The organism is Photobacterium sp. (assembly GCF_033720175.1).
Classification (GTDB): Bacteria; Pseudomonadota; Gammaproteobacteria; order Enterobacterales; family Vibrionaceae; genus Photobacterium.
This window is the reverse complement of record NZ_JAWWDA010000015.1, coordinates 53,716-71,976: the sequence shown is the minus strand read 5'-3', so window position 1 is coordinate 71,976 and position 18,261 is coordinate 53,716. Positions and strand designations below refer to the sequence as shown.

The window sequence follows — 18,261 nt, the reverse complement described above, 5'->3', positions numbered from 1 at the left end:
TGCGAGATTCTTAACCGACTAGATTACCCGATCAGTAGACATCACGCCAATATTCTTTCTTCAACAGTACAGTTAGAACAAAGAATATAACAATGAAGCCCATTACCCACCAACCTAAACGCTGACGTTCAAGTTTGATAGGCTCGGCTGAATATTCGAGGAAGTTCACCAAATCACGAACTACTTCGTCGTATTCGTCCGAGTTTAACTCGCCGGTACCGTCAGACTCAATGCCCATATATTCTTTAACTTCTTCGCCATCAACCAGTCGCGTTTCATACACTTTAGTTGGTACACCCTGCAGCTCTTCCAGTACATGTGGCATACCCACACTTGGGAATACCACATTGTTAACGCCGAATGGACGGCTAGGATCAGCATAGAAAGAACGTAAATAAGTATAGATCCAATCGGGTCCACGGACACGTGCAACCAGGGTTAGATCCGGTGCAGGAGCGCCAAACGAAGCCGCAGCATATTCGGTAGAAATTGAATTTGTCATCAGATCACCGATCTTCGCATCTTTATCGAAAATCAGGTTCTCTTTCATCAAGTCAAACGGAATACCCAAATCCGTTGCGACACGCTCATAACGCTGATACTGCGTAGCATGGCAACCAAAACAATAATTCATAAATGTTTTAGCGCCATTCTGCAACGATGCCTGATCAGAGATATCATTATTCGCAGCATCTAAATGCACGTTACCACCAGCGGCCATCGCTAACGAGGGCAACAGAGCGAATAGCATTACAATCCATTTTTTCATTTGAATGTCACCCTCTCTGGTAGCGGTTTAGTTGCTTCATTCTTACTGTAGAAAAACAGTAAAACAAAGAACATGAAGTAACCTAAGCTAAAGATCTGCGCCATCACGGTGTACGTTGCCGTTGCCGGTAAGGCTCCCAAAATACCCAGAGCAATAAAGCTGACCGTGAACTGAGCAATGTTGATCAGGTGAAGCTTGCTGCGGTAGCGGAATGAACGAACCTTACAGCGATCCAGCCACGGCAACAGGAATAGCACGACGATTGACGCCCCCATGGCCACAACACCTAACAATTTGTCAGGTACCGCACGCAAGATGGCGTAGAACGGCGTGAAATACCATACCGGCGCAATATGTTCAGGTGTTTTCAGCGGATTAGCTGCTTCAAAGTTAGGTGGCTCAAGGAAGTAGCCGCCCATTTCCGGGTTAAAGAACAGGACATAGCTGAACAAAAAGGCAAATACGGCAATGCCGACCATATCTTTTACCGTGCCGTAAGGGTGGAACGGAATAGAATCGATAATGTCGTATTTATCACTGTATTGCTTATGGAATTTGAACTGCGTTTTGTACCCTTCACCTTTGCTGCCTTTAGGCAGTTTGGTTTCAATACCATCCGGATTGTTTGACCCCACTTCGTGCAATGCCAGTACGTGCAGAACAATCAGTAACAGCAGTACGATAGGCAGCGCAATAACGTGCAGTGCAAAGAAACGGTTCAGCGTGGCCCCCGAGATAACATAGTCACCACGGATCCACAGCGTCAGATCATCACCGATAACGGGAATCGCACCAAACAGCGAAATAATGACCTGGGCTCCCCAGTAAGACATTTGTCCCCAGGGTAACAGGTAACCCATAAAGGCTTCGGCCATCAGCACCAGGAAGATCAACATACCGAACAGCCACAGCAGCTCACGGGGCTTCTGGTATGAACCGTAGATCAAACCACGAAACATATGCAGATAGATGACAATAAAGAACGCCGATGCGCCTGTTGAGTGCATATAACGCAGCAGCCAGCCGTAATCAACATCACGCATGATGTATTCAACAGAGGCAAACGCACCATCACCAGATGGTACATAGTTCATGGTTAGCCAGATACCCGTAATCAGCTGGTTAACCAGCACCAGCATCGCTAACGAACCGAAGAGATACCAGAAGTTAAAGGTCTTCGGCATCGGGTATTCAGACAAATGCTTTTTGTAAGCATCCATCATGGGTAATCGCTTTTCAATCCAACCGAGTAAAGCATCCATTATGCTGTCCCCTCATCAACACCGACAATAATCGTGTGATCGTCCACAAACAAATGAGGCGGTACCACCAGGTTTAGCGGTGCCGGAACTCCCGCAAATACCCGTCCTGCCATATCGAACTTGGAGCCGTGACATGGGCAGAAGAAACCTGCACTGACACCACTCACTTGTTCACTGAAGCTGTCGGGCAGATAGGTGGGGGAACAACCAAGGTGAGTACAAATACCCACAGCTAGAAAAATTTCAGGCTTAACTGAACGGAATTGATTCTGGGCATAATCTGGTTGCTGCGGTTCAGCCGAAGCCGGATCGCGAAGCTGGCCATCATGACCAGCCAATTCTTTTAATATTGCATCACTACGACGCACGACCCAAACAGGCTTACCACGCCACTCGACGCGTACCATCTGGCCATCTTCCAATTTACTGATATCAACTTCAACTGGCGCACCGGCTGCTTTCGCTCTCGCACTCGGGTTCCACGATTTGATAAAAGGCACAGCTACAGCAGCTGCACCCAGACCTCCAACAACCGAAGTCGTCACAGTCAGGAAGCGGCGTCGGCCGTTACTTACTGGCGCTTTGCTCATCCAACTTTCTCCAATGTGCTCCCGCTCTGGATTATTATTATGTCCTTTTGCGTCCATGGAGCTTGCGGCTAACTTTAAAACGGAAAGAAACAACAGATATTAATTACATTTTCTAGCTGTTGTTAACTACCAAATGATAATGAAAAGCCTACATTATGACAAGATAAAGCTACTTTTCCGCAACAAATGTGAGAGGTATGTTCTTTTTGCTTTAAAATACAAAAATCGCCTGGAAAAGACGCAAAAAAAAAAGCCCAACCCGAAGGTTGAGCTTTTCTGCACACAGTAACCAGAATAAATCCTGGTGCGTAATATTAACGCTTAGAGAACTGTGGACGACGACGTGCTTTACGTAGACCAACTTTCTTACGCTCAACGCAACGAGCGTCACGAGTAACGTAGCCAGCTGCACGTAGAACAGGACGTAGAGTTTCATCGTACTCCATAAGAGCGCGAGTGATACCGTGACGGATAGCGCCAGATTGACCAGTGATACCACCACCTTTAACAGTGATGTACAGGTCTAGCTTCTCAGTCATTTCAACAAGCTCAAGTGGCTGACGAACAACCATACGTGCTGTTGGACGACCGAAGTATACGTCAAGGCTACGCTTGTTGATTACGATGTTGCCAGTACCCGGTTTAATGAAAACGCGAGCAGCTGAGCTTTTGCGACGGCCAGTGCCGTAGTATTGATTCTCTGCCATTGTCATAATTCCCAATTAGATGTCTAGTACTTGCGGCTGTTGTGCCGCGTGGTTGTGCTCAGTACCTGCGTAAACTTTCAGCTTACGGTACATTGCACGGCCTAGAGGACCCTTAGGAAGCATGCCTTTAACAGCAGTTTCGATAACCATTTCTGGCTTCTTATCGATAAGCTTTTCAAAGCTGATTGACTTCAGACCACCGATGAAACCAGTGTGGTGGTGGTACATTTTGTCAGTCTTCTTAGCGCCAGTTACAGTCACTTTTTCTGCATTGATAACTACAATGTAGTCACCAGTGTCAACGTGCGGAGTGTACTCCGGCTTGTGCTTACCACGTAGACGAGATGCGATTTCAGTTGCCAGACGACCAAGAGTTTTACCTTCAGCGTCAACAACGTACCAGTCACGTTTTACTGTTTCTGGTTTAGCAACGAAAGTTTTCATGCTAATAATTACCCGATTATTAAATTGATTCACTACAGGGAACGTCAAAAAACGCTCCCTACTGTACAGAGCCCAGTCATCACCCCTTCGAGCGGTTGGCACTCCCGGCTTTCGCCGTACAGGTACGGTGGGTCGGAAGATTATAGGGAAGGGTGGAGAAAAAATCACCTTTTTTTCAAAAAAAAATGGTTTTTTCTCTCTATCGCCCCATCACAGATTCGAGTTGAATGATATCGCCCACCTCACAAGGTTCATCGATGGGCAATTAGTCGGCGACCTGTCGCCAATGTTGAACCGGTCAGTTACGCCAAATGCGGTTTTGCTAAGTACTCGTGACTTTGCATTTCAATAAGTCGAGAGCAGCATCGCTTAAACTCAAACTCCAACCGCCCATCGCAATACAAACCCTCTAATCCGGTGGCGGCAGAAATAATTAATTTAACATTGCGTTCATAAAACTCATCAACCATCGCGATAAAACGGCGTGCAGAATCGTCGTCACTCTCGCCCATGACAATCACTTCTGAAAGCAATACGGTATGATAGACACGGGCAATTTCCATATAGTCGTTCTGGCTACGGGCTGTCTGGCATAAGGTCTTAAACGTAAAATGCACAATCCCATCCGCCTCATGACGGGCCGGCAGCATCCGATTATTAATTTCAATCTCTACGTCGAATGTGCGCGGCTCTACCGACAACTGATAAAAATACTGCTCAATATTTTGCTCTGCCTGAGCATCGAGTGGTGAGTGATAGATTTCTGCCTGCTCCAGGGTTCTCAGCCGATAATCAACACCTGAGTCGACATTCACCACCTCACAATGGCGCTCAATCATCGCAATTGCAGGTAGAAAACGGGCGCGCTGCAAACCATTGCGATAAAGATCTTGAGGAGGGATGTTTGAAGTGGCCACTAAGGTTATACCTCGCTGAAACAGGGCCTCAAATAATGTTCCCAGGATCATTGCGTCAGTAATATCCGATACAAAAAATTCATCAAAGCAGATGATGTCCGTTTCATCTTTAAACGTATCGGCGACCCGCTCTAAAGGATCGGGTTGTGCCGATAATCGCTGCAGTTCATGATGCACACGGTGCATAAATCGATGGAAGTGGATCCGCATTTTCCGTTCGATCGGTAAACATTCAAAGAACGTATCCACCAGATAGGTTTTGCCTCGCCCCACTCCCCCCCAAAAATACAAACCTCTGACAGGTGCGATCTCTGGTTGCTTGTGATCGCGCCTAAAGAAACGGTCGACGAAAGAGCTTTTCCGTTCGGCTCTGGGGGCCAGCATGCGATGGTAAAGATCATCAAGGTGCGAGACTGCGATTGCCTGCGCGTGATCAGCAAAAAATGCCGGCAACTGGAGATCTTGTTGATATTTTTGCTTTGGTGTCATCCTTTACCACCCACTTATTCTCATCTTTATGATCGACCACAATTAACAAACAATAGAGTACCATGCCTATGATTCAGCATGTATAGTAAATGAATAGGCAGGTATTGACCTCGTTTTCAATTCAGTCACAAGGAGTTTTTTATGGCTTGGATTTATGCGCTTCTTATTTTATCCGCTGGTATCGTCATTGGTGCGTTTGCAGCCCGTTTAGGCAACAAAAACCTAAAACAGCAAAAAGAGCTAAAGAAAGACCTCGATAAATCAAAATACGAACTCGAGCAGTATCGTCAAGAGCTGGTCGACCATTTTGCGTGCAGTGCTGAGCTGCTCGATAATATTGCAAAAGACTACAGCAAGCTTTACGAACACATGGCCAAAACATCAACCGAGTTAATGCCGAATCTGCCTGATCAGGACAACCCGTTCTCTCGCCGCATCAGCACACTGGAATCGGTGCAGAAAATAGCCGAGCCAATTCATGATCAACCTCGAGACTATGCCAACGGTGCCACAGGCTTACTGAAAGGTGAGCCGGAAAAACTCGAAGAATCAAAGGCAAGTTAATTTACCGTAACATCGGTCTTTGTTAACGTGAATTTGATCACTTGGTATTTTTTTGAACTAAACTCCGGTATTTAAGTCGAAATATTGCAATCCCCTAAGGATCTGGACGGTTCCATATTGCTTAGGTGGATTGGTATCACTTGTCCACCCGGAGTTTAGTTATGATGAAAAAACCTTTGCTTGTTTTAAGTGCGCTGGCATTAAGCATCAGTTCTGTTATCGCGCCAATTCCCGCAACCGCTGCCCTGCCATTATCCGTGGATCACCAGCAGCTTCCGAGCCTTGCCCCGATGGTAGAGCAAGTGACCCCCGCAGTCGTCAGCATTGCGGTAGAAGGTAAGCATGTTTCAAGGCAGCAGATCCCCGACTCATTCCGCTTTTTCTTTGGCCCTGATTTTCCCGCCGAACAAGTCCGTGAGCAGCCATTCAGAGGCTTAGGATCTGGCGTTATTGTCGATGCAAAGAAAGGCTTTATTGTAACTAATCATCATGTTATCAACGGTGCCGACAAGATATTAGTACAACTGTATGACGGGCGGGAGTTAACGGCCGAACTTATCGGTAGCGATAAGATGTCCGATATTGCACTGCTAAAAGTGGAAACAGCCAAAAACCTCACAGAGATCAAGCTGGCTGATTCCGATAAACTTCGCGTCGGTGATTTTGCCGTCGCAATCGGTAACCCCTTCGGCTTAGGCCAAACCGTGACATCGGGTATTATCTCAGCCCTGGGCCGCAGCGGCCTCAATATCGAGAACTTTGAGAACTTTATTCAAACGGATGCTGCGATCAACAGTGGCAACTCTGGCGGTGCTCTAGTCAACCTCAACGGTGAGCTCATTGGTATTAATACCGCCATTTTAGGCCCCAACGGCGGCAACGTCGGTATTGGCTTTGCCATTCCTGCCAATATGGTAAAAAACCTCTCCGAACAGATCCTGGAATTTGGTGAAGTCAAACGCGGCGTACTCGGGGTGCAAGGCGGGGAGCTCACGGCTGAACTGGCCGAAGCATTCGGCTATGGAACCAACCAGGGAGCCTTTATCAATCAGGTTATGCCTGCCTCTGCAGCGGAAAAAGCGGGCCTGAAAGCCGGTGATATTATTGTGTCTGTCAACGGCAAACAAATTCGTACGTTTAGTGAATTACGCGCAAAAATTGCAACATTAGGTGCCGGCAAAAAGATCAGCCTAGGCGTAATTCGAGACGGTAAAGAGAAAGACTTTACCGTGACGCTGCAAGAAGCAACCCAGAATAAGGTTAAGGCCGATAACCTTCATCCGGGGCTAGCAGGTGCTGAGTTTGCCAACACAACCAGCAGCGATGGTGTTAGTGGGGTTAAGGTCATCAGTGTTGATGAAAAGTCGCTTGTCGCCCGTTACGGGTTGCAAAAAGATGACATTATTATTGGGCTAAACCGCAAGCCTATAAGAAATTTAGGTGAGCTGCGCAAGTCACTGGATAAGAACCCTAATGTCCTGGCACTGGAAATTAAGCGTGCTGACAACATCTTGTACCTGGTTATTCGTTAATCATCCCTTCCATTCCTGCTCCCTTCCCCCAGATCATCATGGTCTGGGGGCCTCAGATCATCAAAACTTGTTGAGAAAGGCAATGGAGTGATATCCTGCCTCGTATTAATTGCAATTATATTAAATAAGTGGCATTCACCTCAGTTATTTAATGCTATTTTTACCCGTTATTTCCAACCGTTTTCAAGGGAGCATTGATGCTGGCTTTTTTTAGTCGATCCATCTTACTTGGCATCATCACGGCCGTTGTGTTACTCGTCGCTATCCCTGAATTACGCCATAAAATGTTCACGGCACCAGACTCTCTGAGTACGGTAGAAACAAGCCAGAGCCAAATGTCATTTAATTATGCCGTTCGCCGGGCCTCGCCTGCCGTCGTTAATATTTACAACCGCCGCTATAACGCCGAAGACCGCCTGCAATTGAGCACCCAAGGGCTGGGCTCCGGTGTCATTATGAGCGATAAAGGTTATATCGTGACCAACTATCACGTGGTAGCAGAAGCCGACCAAGTGATTGTTGCCCTACAGGATGGCCGTTTTTTCACCGCCCAACTGATTGGTAAAGATCGCCGTACCGATATTGCCGTCTTAAAAATTCAGGCTGACAACCTGCCCGTTATCCCATTAAACCCTAATTACCAACCGGCAGTGGGTGATGTGGTGTTAGCGATAGGTAACCCGTATAACCTTGGTCAAACCACGACCTACGGTATTATTTCGGCAACAGGTCGCTCGGGTATGAGCTTTGGTCGTCAGGATTTCCTGCAAACGGATGCCGCGATTAACGACGGTAACTCGGGTGGCGCACTGGTGAATGCCCGGGGAGAGCTGGTCGGTATTAATACAGCCTCGTTTCAGCAGGCAACCGACATTGAAACCTATGGGATCTCTTTTGCCATTCCCTACGAGCTGACCCATAAAATTATGCAGAAGCTGATTGCTGATGGTCGCGTCATTCGCGGCTATATCGGTATTGACGGGCGAGACATTAACCCTGTGATGGCGCGCTTGTATGATGCCGACCAAATCAGCGGAATTATTGTGATGGGGATGGATCCGGAAGGGCCAGCCGCTAAATCCGGCTTCAAGATCCAAGATATACTGGTGGAAATTGATGGCCGGCCAGTCACCGACAAGCGTAATGTACTGGATATCGTCACTGAAATCCGCCCTGGCAGTACTGTTGAAATGAAGATTCTGCGCAATGGTGAAACAAAAATACTGTCTGTTTTAGTCTCTGATGAGCCTAACGGCTATTAATGTAGACATTACCTCTGGCGTCACGGACTCGAAGCCATGGAAAAAACGTAAACAGCAAAAAGCCTCGTCATAACGAGGCTTTTTCTGGTTCTCAACAAATTCGGCGTTGGCTTATTCGCTTTCGTTGATGCGCTTAATCTTCATGCCTAACGCACTGAATTTCTCTTCAATGTGCTCGTAGCCACGGTCAATATGGTAGATACGATCAACAATTGTTTCCCCTTCAGCGATGCTTCCGGCGATAACCAGACTTGCTGATGCCCGTAAATCTGTCGCCATCACCTGGGCACCGCTCAGGCCATCGGTATTACCGCAAATCACCGTGTTGCCCTCGATCTCAGCTTGCGCCCCCATCCGAATAAGTTCAGGGATGTGCATGAATCGATTTTCAAAAATGGTTTCGGTAATAATGCCAGTACCTTTCGCCACTAAGTTAAGCAGTGAGAATTGTGCCTGCATATCAGTCGGGAAACCCGGGTGCGGCGCGGTGCGGATATTTACCGCTTTCAACTCGCGATCCGTCATATCCAGACTGATCCAGTCATCACCCGTTTCAATGGCCGCCCCGGCTTCTTCAAGCTTAGCTAACACGGCTTCCAACAGTGAAGGCCGGGTATTTCGACAAGTGATTTTTCCGCCAGACACCGCGGATGCAACCAGGAAGGTACCGGTCTCGATACGGTCAGCAACGACTTCATGGTAGCCCCCACCTAAACGCTCAACACCCTCAATCGTAATGGTGTCGGTACCTGCGCCAGTCACTTTCGCACCCAGCACGTTTAAAAAGTCCGCCGTATCAACAATTTCAGGTTCACGTGCGGCATTTTCAATGATCGTCGTGCCTTCCGCCAGCGTGGCAGCCGACATGATCGTCACGGTTGCACCGACACTGACCTTATCCATCACGATATGGGTGCCTTTTAAACGACCATCGACAGAAGCTTTCACATAACCTTCTTCCAGGGTGATTTTTGCACCGAGCTGCTCAAGGCCATGAATATGTAAATCTACCGGACGGGCTCCAATCGCACAGCCGCCCGGTAGCGATACCTGGCCCTGGCCAAAACGCGCAACCAATGGACCCAGCGCCCAAATCGACGCCCGCATGGTTTTTACCAGATCATACGGTGCACGGAACTCATTAACACCACTGGCGTCGATATGCACAGAGCCATTACGGGAAATTTTCACCCCTAAACGGCTCAGCAGCTCCATCGTGGTATCGATATCGCGCAACTTCGGAACATTCGCAACTTCAACGGGCTCTTCGGCCAGTAGCGAAGCAAATAATATCGGTAATGCTGCATTCTTAGCACCAGAAATGGAGACTTCGCCACTTAATGGGCCACCGCCCTGGATTTGAAACTTCTGCATCATTAACCTCTTAAGACAGCGACATTAGCTTTTTATCACGCGCCCATTCTTGTGGCGTGAATGTTTTAATGCTTAGCGCATGGATATCGTTAGCCGCAATATGCCCCATCAGAGGGCCATAGATGGTTTGTTGTTTCTTGACGCGGCTCATTCCGTCAAACAGAGCACCCACCGCGATCACTTCATAGTGGCTGCCTTCACCTTTCACGATAACTTCATCGAGTTCTAGGGCTGTTTCCAGAATTTTTTTGATTTCAGAGATTTCCACAAGCTATCCTCTTTGCTGCTTATTTAATACAGGCAGCTAACATTGATTCTACATGGCTAAGGCGTAGCAAAGTTATAAGCTGCTCCGGCACATTTAACAAGGTGACGTCACACCCCGTGCTGCTCAATTCTTGATATACATGAATCAGCATTACCATGCCTGCAGAGTCTACCCGAGCTAAGGCTGAAAGATCGAGCGTTACCTTAGAATCTTGTGGCATCCATTCATGTCTTTGCCGCCAAAAGTCCGGAACTGTGTCACGTTCTAACTCACCTGACAAGCGATAATGGCCATTTCCCAGTACCTGCAACGAAATCTCAGGCTTACTCATTCGCCTTATCCTCACGGCGGATCGGCTTGGCAGCGAGGTCTTTAAGGTTTTGGATAACCACATCCACCCCTTCAGTGCGAAGCTGTCCACTCCATTCGCTCTGTTTGGTGGAAATCATACTGATGCCCTCTGCTATCATATCGAAGCACTGCCATTCCTGGGTTGTCTTATTTAAGCGTAACTTGAAATCCAGACGGATCGGCGGGCGCTGCCTGTCGAGAATTTCAACCCGAACCGAGACGATAGTACGATCGGCGGGAATAGGTTTCGGCGGTTCAACCCTAATATCCTGATCCGTATACTGGGTCAGTACCTGAGCATAAGAAGCCACCAAATAATGGCTAAACGCATCAACAAACTCGTTGCGCTGCTCTCTGGTGGTTTTTTTTAATTGCGGCCCCAGCACTTTATAGGCGGCATAACGGGTATTGATGTATGGCAGTAGTTCTTCTTTGACTACCGTGCGTAAATAGTCCGGGTTACCTTGAATCTCGGTTTGCTCAGACTTCATACGGTCGAACGTTATCTGTGAAACTTTCTCGATCATCCGATAAGGTTCCGTGGCATCCACCAAAGAAGCATGAGCAAACGTTGTAGTAATAAACAGCGGCAGGCTTGCCATCCACAGTAAAACGTATCGTACTAGTTTCATGATCCCCCCTCTATTCCTGACTATCGCCGTTCATGCTGTAAAGCACTTGGCCTATCATATCTTCCAGCACTAACGCTGACTTGGTATCTTCAATCAAATCGCCATCTTCCAGCATAGCGATATCCTCATCCACAAAGCCCGGGCTAATGCCCAAGTATTGCTCTCCCAGCAGTCCTGATGTAAGGATGGCAGCTGAACTGGTTTCAGGAAAATTCCCGTATTTTTTCTCGATCGCCAATGTCACAACCGGCGTATAGGTTTCAGCATCCAGCGTAATTGCGGTCACACTGCCGACAGAGACACCGCCGACCTTGATCGGGGAGCGCACTTTCAGTCCCCCGATATTGTCAAACTGTGCTTTTAACGTATAGGTATCATTACCCCCGATGTTCTGCACATCAGCGACTTTAAAAACAAGTACCAGCAAGGCAACAATACCAGCCAGCACAAACGACCCTACCCATAACTCTAAATTTTTATTCTGTTGCATCCGTTAATTCCCAAAAATCGATGAATGACCAAACACCCTTTAGTTCCCAAACATTAAGGCTGTCAGTACAAAGTCTAATCCCAATACCGCGAGAGATGAGTTAACGACCGTTCGCGTGGTTGCCCGACTGATCCCCTCTGACGTCGGTACGGTGTCATAGCCATTAAATACCGCAATCCAGGTTATGGTTATGGCAAAGACCACTGCTTTAATAATACTGTTGCCGATATCTTGCCCCAGCTCGACGGAAGACTGCATCACTGACCAGAAGCTACCATAGTCAATCCCCTTCCAGTCGACACCGACCAGCTGTCCGCCCCAGATACCTACGGCGCAGAAAATCAATGATAGCAGCGGCATCGAAATCACACCCGCCCAGAAACGCGGGGCGATCACCCGGCGCAATGGATCAACGGCCATCATTTCCAGGCTGGAAAGCTGTTCTGTTGCCTTCATCAAACCAATTTCAGCGGTAAGCGCTGAGCCGGCTCGTCCGGCAAATAACAAGGCCGTCACGACAGGGCCCAATTCACGTAGCAGCGACAAGGCAACCATCTGCCCGAGGCTGGTTTCAGCCCCAAAATCGATTAAAACAATGTAGCCCTGCAGGCTCAGTACCATCCCGATAAACAATCCGGAAACCATAATGATGGCGACCGATAACACCCCGACCGAATACAATTGTTTGACCAATAGCGGAAACATTATTCTCGGCTGAGGCTTACAGACCAATGCCCCGTAAAGCTGTAATGTTGCACGTCCGAAGAGCTGACATTTGTCGATCCCCCTTCGGCCCAGTCGCGCAATAAAATCAATAATCATGATGAGACTTGCCTTTTCTATTTCAGCGAATACTTTTACTGCCAGCGCCAGTAAACAAATCTTGTTCCAATGGTTGGGCAGGGAAGTCAAATGGCACCGGGCCGTCCGCATCGCCATCAAGAAACTGACGAACGCGAGGATCAGGATTGGCCTGAAGTTCATCAGGTGTACCACTGCCAATAATTTTACTGCCCGACAATAAATACACCCGATCGGCAATACTCATCACTTCCGGCACGTCGTGGGAAACGATCACCGCCGTTATCCCTAACGCCTTATTCAGGCTGTCGATAAGTTTAACCAGGATCCCCATGGTGATCGGATCCTGACCGACAAAAGGTTCGTCGAACATGATTAAGTCAGGATCAAGCGCTATTGCCCTGGCCAGCGCAGCACGTCGTGCCATACCGCCAGAGAGCTCATTAGGCATCAGCTCCGCAGCACCGCGCAGCCCGACCGCCTCTAACTTCAGGAGCACTAAAGTACGCAGCAAGTCGTCGGGTAGATCGGTATGCTCACGGAGTGGGTAGGCCACATTATCGAACACCGTCAGATCGGTAAACAGTGCGCCAGACTGAAATAGCATGCTCATTTGTTTTCGTGCCACATAGAGATCACGGCTATTCAAGCGGGGAATATTCCATTGCTCAAACCAGATTTCTCCGCTGTCCGGGGCTAACTGACCACCAATCAGGCGCAGCAGGGTGGTTTTCCCGATCCCTGATGGCCCCATGATGGCGGTGATTTGACCTCTTGGCACATCCAAGCTGACATCATCAAAGATCTTCCGTTCTCCTCGTGAGAACGTGAGGTTTTTTATTGAAACTAGCGTTTCAGTCGGCTCCATATCCATCCTGTCGGCCACTTTGGCCATCTCAACCTATTCCCCGTCAATATCCATGCATTAACAGGGATAAAAACACATTCATCTCATTTATCTCTGCCGCGGCTTAGCTCGCGGTGATTGTTCTTAACAAAGAATGTTTAAACAATAGTAACTATTTCAACAACAAAGGGATTGATCATTCGTGTGAGCTAACGATCATAAGTACATTATGCAACTGACTCAAGAGACTAATTGTTAGTTTCCTGTTATTTCATCACTAAAAGGCCCATCACCCGAATTTCGCGCCCTGGTAACCGGCTGGCATCTTCTGCTCTGCTGCCCAATTATATTTTTCCTCAGTTAAGGATAACAGTTTTTTGAACGCTGTTTCAATGAACTCACCGTTAGCGATGACGATCCTTCGTACGATTATGATTTGAGTAAAGAATGGCACAATAAATACAGGTATTGATAATAATAAGTATTGTCCCAATCAATTAGTCACGGCTTTCCCTTCCCTTTTGTCTTGCTTACCGTCAAAATTACCCCCTCTTATATATACCAATTGCATTTATCAGCACACCATTCAATGCTGTAAGTTAATGTGATTGAACTAACAATGAAACTTTGTCTTAAAAACTAAAGGGATAAGAATGCTCGAAGCCATAGTGTTGCTGTGTATTGGTTTAGTGTTACTGGTATGGAGCGCAGATCGACTCGTTTTTGGTGCTGCCGCGCTAGCAAAAAATTTAGGTGTTACACCGCTGGTGATCGGTATGACCATCCTTGCGATGGGCTCATCGGCACCGGAAATGATGGTTTCGGCTACCGCTTCTCTGGCAGGAAAAACCGATACGGCTGTCGGTAATGTCCTGGGTTCGAATATCGCCAATATTGCGCTTATCCTCGGCCTAACTGCCCTGATAAAACCGCTGTCCATCAGCTCTACGATCATTCGTCGGGAATTACCGCTGATGCTGGCTGTCACCTTAATCGCCGGGTTCCTGCTATGGGATAACTACCTGGGCTTCAAGGAAGGGATATTACTGGTCGTCTTATTCGTATTCTTCCTGATGGCGATGTTAAAAATCAGCCGCCAAGCCCAACTGGCCGGCGATCCGTTAACAAGCGAGCAAGAATCAGAAATCCCGGAAGGCGTCAGTAACAAAGCGGCTACGATCTGGATCATCGTCGGACTGGTACTGCTCCCTTATGCTGCGAGCATGCTGGTCGACTCGGCAGTAACCATTGCCAAGTTCTTTGGTATGAGTGATTTAATTATCGGCCTGACAATTATTGCGATCGGTACCAGCTTGCCGGAACTGGCCGCTTCGATTGCCAGCATCTTCAAAGGTGAGGATGACATGGCGGTCGGCAATATTATCGGCTCAAATGTATTCAATATTTTGGCTGTTATGGGGATCCCGGGCTTACTGAACCCGTCAGTGATCAGCCCGCTGGCCATGAGTCGAGACTTCTACGTTATGCTCGGGGTTTCAATCTTATTGATCTTTATGGCTCTTGGAAAACATCGTCGTATCAATCGCATAGAAGGTGGCACGTTGGTTTCTTGTTTTATCGCCTATCAGTTCTATCTGTTTTATAATCTAGCGGCCTAACGGAGACCTATATCATGTCAGAGAAGTTTGATTTTTGCGCTCATGGTCGCAAAGTCCTTGAAATTGAAATAGAAGCACTGCAGCAAATCACACAATACATGAACGGCAGCTTTACCCTGGCGTGTGAGCTTATCTTGAACTGCCGCGGTAAAGTAATTGTCATGGGGATGGGTAAATCCGGTCATATCGGCAATAAAATTGCGGCGACACTCGCCAGTACCGGGACCCCTTCCTTCTTTGTCCACCCTGGTGAAGCCAGCCATGGCGACTTAGGCATGATAGGAAAAGAGGATGTCGTCCTGGCGATTTCAAACTCCGGGGAAGCCTCAGAGATCCTCGCCCTGTTACCGGTTATTAAACGCCTGGGCATGCCTCTGATCAGCATGACCGGTAAACCAGAATCGAGCATGGCAAAGCTGTCGCAAATTCACCTCCAGATCACCGTAGCGACAGAGGCATGCCCGCTGAACTTGGCACCGACTTCCAGTACAACAGCAACGCTGGTAATGGGTGATGCGCTGGCAATCGCGCTAATGGAAGCCCGCGGTTTTACTGCCAATGATTTTGCCCTTTCTCACCCAGGCGGCGCATTGGGTCGTAAGCTGCTGCTACGTATCTCTGATGTCATGCACTCCGGTGACTTGCTACCTCTTATCGATGAACATGCCACTATTAAGGATGCGCTGCTGGAAGTCTCGCGCAAAGGGTTAGGCATGACAGCCGTTGTCGACAGCCAGCAGCAGCTGACGGGGATTTTCACCGATGGCGACTTACGCCGCTTGCTTGATAACCGTATTGATATACACAATACCCCGATCGGCGACGTCATGACCCGTAATCCGTCGACTATTGCCGCCAACCTGCTTGCAGCAGAAGGCTTAAAGCTAATGGAAGATAAAAAGATCAACGGCTTACTCGTGACAGAGAATGGTCGCCTGATCGGCGCATTAAATATGCATGACCTGCTTAAAGCTGGGGTAATGTAATGACAGCACAAGTAGAAACTATTTACGGTCCGGTCTGTCAAACCATTTATCAGCGAGCGAAGAATATCCGCTTACTGATTTGTGATGTTGACGGTGTTTTCTCTGACGGCCGTATTTACATGGGAAATGACGGCGAAGAACTCAAAACCTTCCATACCCGTGATGGCTACGGTATCAAATCGCTGATGGGGGCTGGCGTCGACATCGCTATCATTACCGGTCGCAAATCGGCCATTGTCGAAAGCCGGATGGCAGCACTGGGCATTAAACATGTGTACCAGGGACAAGATAATAAAGTCGCCGCTTACCAGGATATTGTTGCGAATCTGGCGATCCCGGCAGAACAGACCGCTTACATTGGCGATGATCTGATTGACTGGCCTGTGATGGAAAAAGTAGGATTAGCCGTTTGCGTGGCAGATGGCCACCCGCTACTGGCGCAACGGGCTGATTTTGTAACCCGGATCCAAGGTGGCTATGGTGCCGTACGTGAAGTGTGCGATTTAATCCTCGAAGCCAAAGGCGAACTAGATAAACATAAAGGGTTAAGTATATGACCTTAAAAAGGCTGCTCTATGCACTGCTGCTGATCATTTGTGCATGGACTGGCTACTACTTGCTAGAAAAAAACTGGCAGGCAGATATACAAGTAGAACCCAATGCTGAAAAGCCGCTGTTTACTGGTAGCGTGGTCTCCAACACGGCATTTACTGAGTCTGGTATACGCAGCTATCAAATTGATTCAGACTATTTAGAACACTTTAGTAAAAGTGGCGATACCGACTTTATTAAACCCGTACTCTGGGTATATCGCAATGGCGAAAATACCGAATGGCGCATCAGTTCAGCTACCGCCAGACTGGATAAAAACCAGGTGCTTCAAATGACGGGTAATGTGCGTATTTTTAACTTACTGCCAGAATCGGCCATCAAGGTTATGCAGACTGACAATTTACGACTTGACTTGATCAGCAAAGATTTTGATACACAAGATCATGTTGTAATTACCGGCTCCGCCTTCCAAAATGAAGGGACTGGGATGAAAGGTAATATGGACCGCAGTGTGGCGACCTTATTGAAGAATGTAAAAGGTAGATATGAAGCTTTATAAGATCAGTAGTCTGCTGTGCCTGTGTATCAGCACATCAAGCTGGGCGTTAAGTAATGACACAGAACAGCCTATTTATATAGACTCAAACAGCCAACAGCTTGATATTCAAAAAAATATTGTCGTATTCACTGGCAACGTCATTCTCCGCCAGGGCAGTATTGATATTCGTGCCGACCGCGTTGTCGTCACCCGCCCGGATGGCCAGGAAGGAAAAGAGACCATCGACGCCTACGGCAAGCCGGCTACCTTTCATCAAATCATGGATAACGGCAAGCCCATTGACGGTGCAGCCCTTAAAATGCGCTATGAGACCGCCACAGAATTCTTAAAAATGACCGATGAAGCGATCCTGATCCAGGACGGCAGTGAAATTCAGGGCAACATCATCAGTTATAAAATTGATGAACAAAAACTGGTTGCAGAAAGTGGCAAGAAGAAACGTGTCACGACCATTTTGCAACCAAAACAATTGAATAGTAACAAGAAATAAGCGACGCGCATGGCAAAGCTAAAAGCAGAACACCTGGCCAAAAGTTATAACGGCCGAAAAGTCGTCTCGGATGTAAGCCTTGAAGTAGAATCCGGCAAGATTGTCGGGTTGCTCGGGCCAAACGGTGCGGGTAAAACCACCTCTTTTTACATGATTGTAGGCTTAGTCGCACGCGATGAAGGTCAAATCACGATTGATGGTGTCGATATCAGCTTACAGCCAATGCACAACCGTTCTCGAATGGGCATTGGCTACTTACCACAAGAAGCCTCAATCTTCCGTCGCCTGAGCGTTCACGACAACCTGATGGCGGTCCTGCAAACCCGTAAGGAGCTGACCAAAGAACAGCGCCAGGATAAGCTGGAAGACTTATTGGATGAATTCAACATTCAGCACATTCGTAACAGCTTAGGTATGGCATTATCGGGTGGTGAGCGCCGGCGGGTAGAAATCGCACGGGCGTTAGCGGCTAACCCAAAATTCATTCTTCTTGATGAACCTTTCGCCGGGGTTGACCCAATATCTGTGATCGACATCAAAAAGATCATTGAACATTTACGCGATCGTGGGCTTGGCGTCCTAATTACCGATCATAATGTTCGAGAGACACTGGATGTGTGTGAACATGCCTACATTGTCAGTCAGGGGCAATTGATTGCTCATGGCACACCAGCTGATGTATTAAATGATGAACATGTAAAACGCGTCTATCTGGGTGACCAGTTCCGTCTATAGTTATAAATAAGGACGAACTAA

22 protein-coding genes are annotated in these 18,261 nt (G+C 47.7%); 9 read left to right on the top strand and 13 right to left on the bottom strand.

The window, feature by feature from the left end:
• Positions 1–31: 31 nt before the first annotated feature.
• The 6 genes from R3289_RS16075 to zapE all read right to left on the bottom strand — a co-directional run bounded on the left by R3289_RS16075 (position 32) and on the right by zapE (position 5,178).
• Positions 32–769: a cytochrome c1 gene (locus tag R3289_RS16075; protein WP_318926703.1), complete on the bottom strand. Its 738-nt coding sequence runs from the start codon at positions 767–769 to the stop codon at positions 32–34.
• Positions 766–2,031 carry a cytochrome bc complex cytochrome b subunit gene (locus R3289_RS16070; protein ID WP_318926702.1) on the bottom strand — a complete coding sequence of 422 codons (1,266 nt, stop codon included), beginning with the start codon at positions 2,029–2,031 and terminating at the stop codon, positions 766–768. The genes R3289_RS16075 and R3289_RS16070 overlap by 4 nt, the downstream gene beginning before the upstream one ends.
• Positions 2,031–2,621, bottom strand: a complete 591-nt coding sequence (gene petA, locus R3289_RS16065; RefSeq protein WP_318926701.1) for a ubiquinol-cytochrome c reductase iron-sulfur subunit — start codon at positions 2,619–2,621, stop codon at positions 2,031–2,033. The genes R3289_RS16070 and petA overlap by 1 nt, the downstream gene beginning before the upstream one ends.
• A 314-nt stretch (positions 2,622–2,935) precedes the next feature.
• On the bottom strand, positions 2,936–3,328 hold the full coding sequence (rpsI, locus tag R3289_RS16060) for a 30S ribosomal protein S9 (protein ID WP_107283668.1): 393 nt from the start codon (positions 3,326–3,328) through the stop codon (positions 2,936–2,938).
• Between the two features lie 15 nt (positions 3,329–3,343).
• A complete protein-coding gene (gene rplM, locus R3289_RS16055) occupies positions 3,344–3,772 on the bottom strand; it encodes a 50S ribosomal protein L13 (RefSeq protein ID WP_318926700.1) in 429 nt (142 codons plus the stop codon).
• Between the two features lie 302 nt (positions 3,773–4,074).
• A complete protein-coding gene (zapE, locus tag R3289_RS16050) occupies positions 4,075–5,178 on the bottom strand; it encodes a cell division protein ZapE (protein ID WP_318926699.1) in 1,104 nt (367 codons plus the stop codon).
• Positions 5,179–5,319: 141 nt separating this feature from the next.
• Here zapE and zapG point away from each other — a divergent pair, with 141 nt between their 5' ends.
• The 3 genes from zapG (at position 5,320) to degS (ending at position 8,536) form a co-directional block, all read left to right on the top strand.
• Positions 5,320–5,742: a Z-ring associated protein ZapG gene (gene zapG, locus R3289_RS16045; RefSeq protein WP_318926698.1), complete on the top strand. Its 423-nt coding sequence runs from the start codon at positions 5,320–5,322 to the stop codon at positions 5,740–5,742.
• A gap of 164 nt (positions 5,743–5,906) precedes the next feature.
• Complete coding sequence (locus tag R3289_RS16040; RefSeq protein WP_318926768.1) at positions 5,907–7,274, top strand: Do family serine endopeptidase; 1,368 nt, start codon at positions 5,907–5,909, stop codon at positions 7,272–7,274.
• 197 nt (positions 7,275–7,471) lie between these two features.
• Positions 7,472–8,536 (top strand): outer membrane-stress sensor serine endopeptidase DegS, encoded by a 1,065-nt coding sequence (degS, locus tag R3289_RS16035; protein ID WP_318926697.1) that lies wholly within the window; start codon positions 7,472–7,474, stop codon positions 8,534–8,536.
• 111 nt (positions 8,537–8,647) lie between these two features.
• Here the strand turns inward: degS and murA are convergent, their stop codons facing one another.
• From murA to mlaF, 7 genes are read right to left on the bottom strand one after another with little or no spacing between them, the layout of a single operon-like run.
• Positions 8,648–9,910 carry a UDP-N-acetylglucosamine 1-carboxyvinyltransferase gene (gene murA, locus R3289_RS16030; protein WP_318926767.1) on the bottom strand — a complete coding sequence of 421 codons (1,263 nt, stop codon included), beginning with the start codon at positions 9,908–9,910 and terminating at the stop codon, positions 8,648–8,650.
• A 10-nt stretch (positions 9,911–9,920) separates the two neighbouring features.
• A complete protein-coding gene (gene ibaG / locus R3289_RS16025) occupies positions 9,921–10,178 on the bottom strand; it encodes a BolA family iron metabolism protein IbaG (RefSeq protein WP_318926696.1) in 258 nt (85 codons plus the stop codon).
• Between the two features lie 19 nt (positions 10,179–10,197).
• The gene (locus R3289_RS16020) at positions 10,198–10,509 is read right to left on the bottom strand and encodes a lipid asymmetry maintenance protein MlaB (RefSeq protein ID WP_318926695.1); all 312 of its coding nucleotides are present in this window, start codon (positions 10,507–10,509) and stop codon (positions 10,198–10,200) included.
• A complete protein-coding gene (gene mlaC, locus R3289_RS16015) occupies positions 10,502–11,161 on the bottom strand; it encodes a phospholipid-binding protein MlaC (protein ID WP_318926694.1) in 660 nt (219 codons plus the stop codon). Before mlaC ends, R3289_RS16020 begins: the two co-directional genes overlap by 8 nt.
• Positions 11,162–11,171: 10 nt before the next feature.
• On the bottom strand, positions 11,172–11,651 hold the full coding sequence (gene mlaD / locus R3289_RS16010; protein WP_318926693.1) for an outer membrane lipid asymmetry maintenance protein MlaD: 480 nt from the start codon (positions 11,649–11,651) through the stop codon (positions 11,172–11,174).
• A 39-nt stretch (positions 11,652–11,690) separates the two neighbouring features.
• Positions 11,691–12,473, bottom strand: a complete 783-nt coding sequence (gene mlaE / locus R3289_RS16005) for a lipid asymmetry maintenance ABC transporter permease subunit MlaE (protein ID WP_318926692.1) — start codon at positions 12,471–12,473, stop codon at positions 11,691–11,693.
• A 22-nt stretch (positions 12,474–12,495) separates the two neighbouring features.
• Positions 12,496–13,320 carry a phospholipid ABC transporter ATP-binding protein MlaF gene (mlaF, locus tag R3289_RS16000; RefSeq protein WP_318926766.1) on the bottom strand — a complete coding sequence of 275 codons (825 nt, stop codon included), beginning with the start codon at positions 13,318–13,320 and terminating at the stop codon, positions 12,496–12,498.
• Positions 13,321–13,952: 632 nt separating this feature from the next.
• Here mlaF and R3289_RS15995 point away from each other — a divergent pair.
• Genes R3289_RS15995 through lptB form a run of 6 tightly spaced genes read left to right on the top strand, consistent with a single transcriptional unit; the run spans position 13,953 to position 18,240 of the window.
• Positions 13,953–14,918 (top strand): calcium/sodium antiporter, encoded by a 966-nt coding sequence (locus R3289_RS15995; RefSeq protein WP_318926691.1) that lies wholly within the window; start codon positions 13,953–13,955, stop codon positions 14,916–14,918.
• A gap of 14 nt (positions 14,919–14,932) precedes the next feature.
• Positions 14,933–15,904 (top strand): KpsF/GutQ family sugar-phosphate isomerase, encoded by a 972-nt coding sequence (locus R3289_RS15990; protein ID WP_318926690.1) that lies wholly within the window; start codon positions 14,933–14,935, stop codon positions 15,902–15,904.
• Complete coding sequence (gene kdsC, locus R3289_RS15985) at positions 15,904–16,461, top strand: 3-deoxy-manno-octulosonate-8-phosphatase KdsC (protein ID WP_318926689.1); 558 nt, start codon at positions 15,904–15,906, stop codon at positions 16,459–16,461. The genes R3289_RS15990 and kdsC overlap by 1 nt, the downstream gene beginning before the upstream one ends.
• The gene (lptC, locus tag R3289_RS15980) at positions 16,458–17,015 is read left to right on the top strand and encodes an LPS export ABC transporter periplasmic protein LptC (protein ID WP_318926688.1); all 558 of its coding nucleotides are present in this window, start codon (positions 16,458–16,460) and stop codon (positions 17,013–17,015) included. Before kdsC ends, lptC begins: the two co-directional genes overlap by 4 nt.
• Complete coding sequence (gene lptA / locus R3289_RS15975; protein ID WP_318926687.1) at positions 17,002–17,505, top strand: lipopolysaccharide transport periplasmic protein LptA; 504 nt, start codon at positions 17,002–17,004, stop codon at positions 17,503–17,505. The genes lptC and lptA overlap by 14 nt, the downstream gene beginning before the upstream one ends.
• A gap of 9 nt (positions 17,506–17,514) precedes the next feature.
• On the top strand, positions 17,515–18,240 hold the full coding sequence (lptB, locus tag R3289_RS15970) for an LPS export ABC transporter ATP-binding protein (protein WP_318926686.1): 726 nt from the start codon (positions 17,515–17,517) through the stop codon (positions 18,238–18,240).
• The last annotated feature ends 21 nt before the right edge of the window (positions 18,241–18,261 follow it).

Excerpts from the sequence above, each read along its gene's own strand:
- R3289_RS16075 (WP_318926703.1), bottom strand. The coding sequence starts at position 769 with ATGAAAAAATGGATTGTAATGCTATTCGCTCTGTTGCCCTCGTTAGCG.
- R3289_RS16070 (WP_318926702.1), bottom strand. The coding sequence starts at position 2,031 with ATGGATGCTTTACTCGGTTGGATTGAAAAGCGATTACCCATGATGGAT.
- petA (WP_318926701.1), bottom strand. The coding sequence starts at position 2,621 with ATGAGCAAAGCGCCAGTAAGTAACGGCCGACGCCGCTTCCTGACTGTG.
- rpsI (WP_107283668.1), bottom strand. The coding sequence starts at position 3,328 with ATGGCAGAGAATCAATACTACGGCACTGGCCGTCGCAAAAGCTCAGCT.
- rplM (WP_318926700.1), bottom strand. The coding sequence starts at position 3,772 with ATGAAAACTTTCGTTGCTAAACCAGAAACAGTAAAACGTGACTGGTAC.
- zapE (WP_318926699.1), bottom strand. The coding sequence starts at position 5,178 with ATGACACCAAAGCAAAAATATCAACAAGATCTCCAGTTGCCGGCATTT.
- zapG (WP_318926698.1), top strand. The coding sequence starts at position 5,320 with ATGGCTTGGATTTATGCGCTTCTTATTTTATCCGCTGGTATCGTCATT.
- R3289_RS16040 (WP_318926768.1), top strand. The coding sequence starts at position 5,907 with ATGAAAAAACCTTTGCTTGTTTTAAGTGCGCTGGCATTAAGCATCAGT.
- degS (WP_318926697.1), top strand. The coding sequence starts at position 7,472 with ATGCTGGCTTTTTTTAGTCGATCCATCTTACTTGGCATCATCACGGCC.
- murA (WP_318926767.1), bottom strand. The coding sequence starts at position 9,910 with ATGCAGAAGTTTCAAATCCAGGGCGGTGGCCCATTAAGTGGCGAAGTC.
- R3289_RS16020 (WP_318926695.1), bottom strand. The coding sequence starts at position 10,509 with ATGAGTAAGCCTGAGATTTCGTTGCAGGTACTGGGAAATGGCCATTAT.
- mlaC (WP_318926694.1), bottom strand. The coding sequence starts at position 11,161 with ATGAAACTAGTACGATACGTTTTACTGTGGATGGCAAGCCTGCCGCTG.
- mlaD (WP_318926693.1), bottom strand. The coding sequence starts at position 11,651 with ATGCAACAGAATAAAAATTTAGAGTTATGGGTAGGGTCGTTTGTGCTG.
- mlaE (WP_318926692.1), bottom strand. The coding sequence starts at position 12,473 with ATGATTATTGATTTTATTGCGCGACTGGGCCGAAGGGGGATCGACAAA.
- mlaF (WP_318926766.1), bottom strand. The coding sequence starts at position 13,320 with ATGGAGCCGACTGAAACGCTAGTTTCAATAAAAAACCTCACGTTCTCA.
- R3289_RS15995 (WP_318926691.1), top strand. The coding sequence starts at position 13,953 with ATGCTCGAAGCCATAGTGTTGCTGTGTATTGGTTTAGTGTTACTGGTA.
- R3289_RS15990 (WP_318926690.1), top strand. The coding sequence starts at position 14,933 with ATGTCAGAGAAGTTTGATTTTTGCGCTCATGGTCGCAAAGTCCTTGAA.
- kdsC (WP_318926689.1), top strand. The coding sequence starts at position 15,904 with ATGACAGCACAAGTAGAAACTATTTACGGTCCGGTCTGTCAAACCATT.
- lptC (WP_318926688.1), top strand. The coding sequence starts at position 16,458 with ATGACCTTAAAAAGGCTGCTCTATGCACTGCTGCTGATCATTTGTGCA.
- lptA (WP_318926687.1), top strand. The coding sequence starts at position 17,002 with ATGAAGCTTTATAAGATCAGTAGTCTGCTGTGCCTGTGTATCAGCACA.
- lptB (WP_318926686.1), top strand. The coding sequence starts at position 17,515 with ATGGCAAAGCTAAAAGCAGAACACCTGGCCAAAAGTTATAACGGCCGA.